The sequence below is a fragment of the Pseudomonas sp. S3(2024) genome, assembly GCF_036861315.1.
Classification (GTDB): domain Bacteria; phylum Pseudomonadota; class Gammaproteobacteria; order Pseudomonadales; family Pseudomonadaceae; genus Aquipseudomonas; species Aquipseudomonas putida_A.
Genome location: NZ_JAZAQQ010000010.1, coordinates 204,179 through 210,717, shown reverse-complemented (window position 1 = coordinate 210,717; position 6,539 = coordinate 204,179). Strand labels below are relative to the sequence as shown.

Sequence of the window (6,539 nt, the reverse complement as noted above, 5' to 3'; positions counted from 1 at the left end):
TGATCTTGCGCGAGACGAGGTGCAGGTCGTCGTCATACTCGTAGCGGGTGATGTGCCCGAGTTCGTCGCGCTCGGCAGTGATCTGGCCGTAGGCGCCGTAGCTATAAGCGCGGGTGGCCCCTGTAGGAAATGTCGTTTGAACCAGTCGGCCAACCGCATCCCACTGCTGACGGGTGATCGCGCCGTGCTCGTCGCAAGTGGTCGTCCGTCGCCCCAGCGCGTCGTAGGAAAAGCGCCGCACACCACCGTCGGGCAGGGTTTCCTCGATCAGTTGCCCGAGGTCGTTCCACGACAACTTGTGCCGGCTGCTGTCCGGGTAGCGGATCGACAGCAACTGCCCGCGCGTGTCGTAGTAGTAATGGGTGACCTGACCGTCGGGATCGACCGCCTCGGTGACATCGCCCTCGGCGTTGCGCCGAAACGTCCACACCGCCTCGCCGCGAGAACGGCTGTGCAGGAAACCGTTGCGGTATTCGTAGGACGTTGGCTCGTCATCCGGCGGAAGCAGCGCGATCAGCCGTCCGACGTCGTCGTAGCGGTATTCGGTGACCGCGCCCAGCGGATCCTGCTCGGCGATCAGCCGGCCCTGATCGTCATAAGCCTTGAGGTGCTCAGCGCCATCGGCCTCGACCTTGCGCACCAGCCGTGCGCTGTCGTCGTGGACGTAGGTTTCTTCGCTGCCATCGACGTAGTGCACCGCGACACTGCCGTCATCGGCCCAGACGTAACGGGTGTCCATCTGCGCGAACGACGCCCAATGGCGCACGCAACGCGCCGACTTGCCCGAGCGTTCCCACTCCCAGAAAAAGCTCGCGCCGCCGGTCAGTTGCCGCTGCAGGATGACGTGCTGATCGTCGTAGTCGTAACGCTCGCTGTCACCGACCGCGTTGGTCGCGGCCAACAACCGCTGACGGGCGTCGTAGCAATAACTGACCAGCGTTTGCTCGGTGCGCCAGCCATCAGCCTCAAGCACCTGGTAATCAACCGCCACCAGATGCGCCCGGTCATAGCGCAACAACAACGACCGCCCGGCCCCGTTATCCAGGCGCTGCACACGCTCGGAAAAATCGCGATGCACCGTCAGACGATTGCCATACGCATCACTGACCGCCACCAGCCGCCCGGCACGAAAGTGATAAAACCGCGCCGCATCCCCGGCCAGCGCGAGGATCAGTTCCTCCGGCTCATCCCCGAGAAAAATCGCCGCCCGCGACAGACTGTTGTGAATCGCCGGCCGCTCCACACTGGGCAACGGAAACCGAGTGCGGCGGTTCTCGTGATCGACCCAGATCACCGCCTCGCCATCGAACTCCAGCCGATGCGCCAGCGAGTGACTCCAGCCAAACCCCAGCCCGACATCGATCTCCACCGCGCTGGTGCGGTACAGCCGGGTGAATTCGAACGGCAGCAAGCCATCGAGCGTGCCGTCGGTCAGGGTCAGCAGTTCTTCGCCGGTGACCATCGACACCGGACAGCCGTTGGTGCAGGTCAGCGGCGCGCAGTCGGCGCTGTCGCCGTTGGGGTTTTTGGCCTGGTTCGAAGCATCGTCGCGGGGTTCGTGACGATCCATCCGGGTGGTGTTCCGCGACTTTTCCCGCGCCATCGGCGCCGGATTCGGAACACTCAGCACGACCGAGTCGGCCTGGCGAATGTTCAGAGGGATCGCTGGTGTCGGCTTCAAAGACACATTGCGTGCATTGACCATCAATGGCTTCAACGCACCCGCATGCTTGTTCAGATCTGCAGGGGAAGTCAGTTCGCCCAGGCGCAACGCCGACGCTGCCAGCCATTCCCGCGCCCGGGGCGACTTGATCTTGCTCAGCACCTTGCTGCTCAGTCTCACGGGCACGCCAACGCCGCCGGAAACCCGCATCAGCAGAAAACTGATCAACAACTCGACCCGGACTTCGGCCACTACTTCTGCCAGATACTGCGGCGGCAGCATCTTCAGCCAACTGGTGAACGCTGCCAGATGGATAAACAGCAACGGCTCGTCACTGAGGATCAGCAAGCCATTGGCGATAGCCTCGCTGGAGGCGTCGAGTAGCGCTTGCAGCTCGACATCGCTCAGGTACTGCAGGAGTTTTTCGCTGTTGGCCTGCAGGTCGGCGAGCAGGGCAAACAGCTGTTTAACGTCATCCCAGATGTCGTGCAGGGCTTTCTCGAAACCGCGCCAGTCGGCCTGTTGCAACTGCTGGTAACGATCAGCCAAACCGGCGCCGGAAAACTCCGTCCACAGCGGCTGAAACCCGTCCCACTCCTGGCGAAGCCAGACCTCCAGCCCGTCCAGAATCTCTTCATAGGAGGTGTACAGCGCTTGGATATGGGCGCTGGACACATCAGGAAAGAAGGTGATGCGATAACGCTGGCCCCGGTCGCACTCGCGCACTTCCAGAATGCCGCTCGGGCCGATGGTATGACGCAGCGGTTCACCGAAACTCAAGACCCCGTCGATTTCGCCGATCACCGGTTCGAGCAACACCGGGGTATCGCCGATCGGTACGAAGCGCGCCGCCTCGAACAGGTGCACCAAGGTCAACGGGCCGCTGGCGGGGCACATGACCACCGAGGTCTGGATCGGCTGGCGGGATTTGACCGGAGCGCTGAGGTGCACGTCGTCGCCGACCTTGAACACCTGCTCGACATCCAGTGCCGTACCCGTCCAGAACTGCTCGGCCCAGGCCTCGTAGTTGTTCAGGCACAGGCGAAACTCGCGGATCAGCGTTTCGAAGTCCGGGTGTTGCGGGTTCAGGGCGGCAACCACCAGCAGGCCGATGCTGTTGTTCAGGGCCAGGAGCCGATCGGTTTGGAACATTCGCAAGCACTCGCGCACATGAAAGAGGTGCGCGGACTTTGCGGGGGATCAACATGGAAAGAAGTCGGGAAAGTAGGCGTTATCTGTAGGGCATTTCGCTAAATGTCAGCGAGTCATTCCACCGCCCGTAAACATTGCCCGTTGCTCAATGTCCGCTGGCCTCGCTATGCTGCTGAACCCATTAATCAGATCCGCGTAGCGGCGCCGGCTGGGGCCGCCCGGGATGTTTTTGATAACGGATCCGATGATGAATGCACCGATGAAGACGTTTGGCCCGATCAAGGCCGTGATTTTCGACATGGACGGTTTGCTGCTGGACACCGAAGGCATCTACACCGAGGTCACCTCGCTCATTGCCGAGCGTTACGGGCGGACCTTCGACTGGAGCGTTAAACAGAACATCATCGGTCGTGGCGCCAATGATCTGGCGAACTACGTGGTGCAGGCGCTGGATCTGCCGATCAGCGCCGAAGAGTTTCTGCTGATCCGCGAACCGCTGATGCGCGAACGCTTCCCCAAGGCCCAGGCGATGCCCGGCGCGGAGGAGCTGATTCGCCACCTCAAGGCGCACAACATTCCGATCGCCGTGGGCACCAGTTCGTCGCGGCAGTCGTTCGGCCAGAAAACCACCTTGCATCGAGACTGGTTTGCGCTGTTCGATTTCATCGTCACCGCCGATGACCCGGAAGTCGGTGCGGCGAAACCGGCGCCGGACATCTTCCTCACCGCCGCCCGGCGTCTGGGCGTCGCGCCTGAGGATTGTCTGGTGTTCGAGGATTCGCCGTTTGGCGTCACCGCCGCGAAAGCGGCGGGGATGACGGCCATCGCGATTCCCGACGCGGCCATGGCCGATGAAAAATACGCGCATGCCGACGGGATTTTGCGCACGCTCAAGGCGTTCACCCCGAGTGCCTGCGGTTTGCCGGCGCTGGAATGGGCTTGATCAGCCAATAAGCGCCGATAAAAAAACGCCGCCCTCTGTAAGGAGGCGCGGCGTTTTTTGTATCCGGGATTCAGCGCAATCAGGCGCCAAAACCACCGTCGATGGTCAGGCTGGCACCGGTGATGTAACCGGCTTCCGGGCCGACCAGATAAGCGACGAAACCGGCGATTTCATCGGCGGTGCCGTAACGACCGACAGCCATCAGCGGGATCAGGCTCTCGGCGAAATCGCCATGGGCCGGGTTCATGTCAGTGTCGACCGGGCCGGGCTGCACGTTGTTGATGGTGATGCCGCGCGGGCCCAGATCACGGGCCAGGCCTTTGGTCAGGCCGACCAGCGCCGATTTGCTCATCGCGTACACCCCGCCACCGCCGAAGGGCATGCGGTCGGCGTTGGTGCTGCCGATGTTGACGATGCGCGAGCCTTCGCCCATGTGTTTAGCGGCTTCCTGAGACGCGATGAACACGCTGCGTACGTTGATCGCCAGGGTCTGGTCGAAGTCTTCCAGTTTGAAGTCTTCCAGCGGCGCGATGGCCAGGACGCCGGCGTTGTTCACCAGAATATCCAGGCGGCCAAAGGCTTCGACGGTGGCGCTGACAGCATTGCGGATTGCGGCTTCATCGGCGCTGTCGGCCTTGATCGCCAAGGCTTTGCCGCCGCTGGCGGTGATGCTGTTCTGCAACTCTTCGGCCTTGGCGGTGGAGCTGACGTAGGTGAATGCGACAGCGGCGCCTTCGGCGGCCAGGCGTTTGACGATGGCGGCGCCGATACCACGGGAACCGCCTTGAATCAGAGCGACTTTGCCGCTGAGGTGTTGAGTGGTCATGTTCGATCTCCAGAGAATTCAAGGCGGGGTGCCTTGTTGTTGGAGCCGAGTATCGGCCTCGCATCGACAACCGTGTAGACCATGATTGCTATAGTCTGTGTAAACCAGAAGTTTATAGTGGCGATCATGGAAACTTTCAGCAGCATCGAATGCTTCGTGCGCAGCGCCGAAGTCGGCAGCTTTGCCGAAGCCGCCCGGCGCTTGAGCCTGACCCCGGCCGCCGTCGGCAAGAGTGTGGCGAAGCTTGAGGTGCGGCTCGGTGTACGGCTGTTCCAGCGTAGTACACGCAGCCTGACCCTGACCGAGGCCGGCAAGCTGTTTTTGAGTCAGGTCAGTGGCAGTCTGACGACGATTCAGAATGCGGTGGCCAATCTATCGAGTGTGGAAGGACTGCCGGCGGGGACGTTGAAAGTCAGCATGGGCACGGTATTCGGGCGTTTGTACATCGTGCCGTTGCTGCAAGAGTTTTTACGTCGGTTTCCGGCGATCAACCCTGACTGGCATTTTGATAACCGTCAGGTCGATTTGATTGGGCAGGGTTTCGATGCGGCGATTGGCGGCGGCTTTGAATTGCCCCAAGGCGTGGTCGCACGCAAGTTGACACCCGCACATCGCGTGTTGGTGGCGTCTGCTGACTATCTGCAAAGGCACGAAGCCATCGCCGAACCGGATGACCTGCAACGTCACGATGGCATCCTGATTCGTTCGCCGCAGACCGGTCGAGTGCGCTCCTGGCAGTTGATCAGTGGCCGCAGTCAGCTCTGTCAGCCCTTGACCCTCAAGACGCGAATGACCATGAGCGACTCCGAAGCCGCCTGCGCTACGGCAGCACAAGGGCTGGGCATCGCGCTGGTCAGCATGCCGTTTGCCGTGGGTTATCTCGAGGCGGGCACATTACAACGCGTGCTGCCGGACTGGTACATCGATGACGGCAACATTTCGATCTATTACGCCGAGCATAAATTGTTGCCGGGCAAGACTCGGGCGTTTGTCGATTTTGTGATTGAGCAGTTTGCCGAGCGGGGGTTGGCTCGGCGGTTCAGTGCTGTCTGAGTTTGGCTTTTGACCGAGTTGCGGCCATCGCGAGCAGGCTCACTCCTACAGGAACAGTGTTGTGCCCGAAATCTGTGGGCAACACCGATCACTGTAGGAGCGAGCCTGCTCGCGAAGAGCGATAACCCGGTCTACCGGGCAAACCGCTCGGCCCAGCCAATGATCTGCTTCGGCCGTGGCGTCGCGTAAGTCCGCACCTTGGACGTCGACAACCCCAGCCGCACCAGCGATTCAGCAATGGTCACCGCCGCCGTCACGCCATCCACCACCGGCACCCCGGTGCGACGACGAATCTGTTCATCCAGCCCGGCCATGCCGCCGCAGCCCAGGCAAATCACCTCGGCCTTGTCCTGAGTCACCGCCAGTTCCGCTTGTTGCACGATGGCTTCCAGTGCGCGCTGTGGTTCGTGCTCCAACTCCAGCACCGCAAGACCACTGGCCCGCACCGAGGCACAGCGATCCCACAGGCCCGAGAGTTTCAGCCGGTCCTCGATCAGCGGCACGGTGCGATCCAGCGTGGTCACCACCGAATAGGCGTGACCGAGAAACATCGCGGTACTGGCGGCGGCGTCGGTGATGTCCACCACTGGCACGTTGAGCAATTCCTGCAAACCTTCACGACCGTGTTCGCCGTAACCGGCCTGAATCACCGCGTCGAACGGTTGATCGTAGGACATCACCCGGTCCATCACGGCGATGGCCGCCAGATAACTTTCGAAATTGCCTTCCACCGAGTCGGCGCCGAAGAACGGTGTCAGGCCGACGATCTCCGTACCGGGAGACGCGACGGCCTGCGCCGAGCGGGCGATGGCCTGGGTGATGGTTTCGGTGGTGTTGACGTTGACCACAAGAATACGCATGGGAAGTCCTTATTGCGGGCAGTTCAGCGGCCCAAATCCGGG

General features: G+C 61.7%; 5 protein-coding genes. 2 read left to right on the top strand and 3 right to left on the bottom strand.

What is annotated here, in order from left to right; translation table 11 throughout:
* Window positions 1–2,815, bottom strand: a 2,815-nt coding sequence (locus VLA07_RS23100) for a DUF6531 domain-containing protein (RefSeq protein WP_333991626.1), incomplete at its 3' end; no start/stop codon positions are given.
* 247 nt (window positions 2,816–3,062) lie between these two features.
* Between VLA07_RS23100 and VLA07_RS23095 the strand changes: the two genes are divergently transcribed.
* A complete protein-coding gene (locus VLA07_RS23095) occupies window positions 3,063–3,758 on the top strand; it encodes an HAD-IA family hydrolase (protein WP_027613306.1) in 696 nt (231 codons plus the stop codon).
* Window positions 3,759–3,837: 79 nt separating this feature from the next.
* Here VLA07_RS23095 and VLA07_RS23090 read toward each other — a convergent pair whose 3' ends face one another.
* On the bottom strand, window positions 3,838–4,584 hold the full coding sequence (locus VLA07_RS23090; protein WP_027613305.1) for a 3-oxoacyl-ACP reductase family protein: 747 nt from the start codon (window positions 4,582–4,584) through the stop codon (window positions 3,838–3,840).
* A gap of 126 nt (window positions 4,585–4,710) precedes the next feature.
* Between VLA07_RS23090 and VLA07_RS23085 the strand changes: the two genes are divergently transcribed.
* The gene (locus VLA07_RS23085; RefSeq protein WP_330207736.1) at window positions 4,711–5,637 is read left to right on the top strand and encodes a LysR family transcriptional regulator; all 927 of its coding nucleotides are present in this window, start codon (window positions 4,711–4,713) and stop codon (window positions 5,635–5,637) included.
* 131 nt (window positions 5,638–5,768) lie between these two features.
* On the opposite strand, the gene VLA07_RS23080 is transcribed toward VLA07_RS23085, so the two are convergent.
* A complete protein-coding gene (locus VLA07_RS23080) occupies window positions 5,769–6,497 on the bottom strand; it encodes an aspartate/glutamate racemase family protein (protein ID WP_333991622.1) in 729 nt (242 codons plus the stop codon).
* Window positions 6,498–6,539 lie beyond the last annotated feature (42 nt).

Excerpts from the sequence above, each read along its gene's own strand:
- VLA07_RS23095 (WP_027613306.1), top strand. The coding sequence starts at position 3,063 with ATGAATGCACCGATGAAGACGTTTGGCCCGATCAAGGCCGTGATTTTC.
- VLA07_RS23090 (WP_027613305.1), bottom strand. The coding sequence starts at position 4,584 with ATGACCACTCAACACCTCAGCGGCAAAGTCGCTCTGATTCAAGGCGGT.
- VLA07_RS23085 (WP_330207736.1), top strand. The coding sequence starts at position 4,711 with ATGGAAACTTTCAGCAGCATCGAATGCTTCGTGCGCAGCGCCGAAGTC.
- VLA07_RS23080 (WP_333991622.1), bottom strand. The coding sequence starts at position 6,497 with ATGCGTATTCTTGTGGTCAACGTCAACACCACCGAAACCATCACCCAG.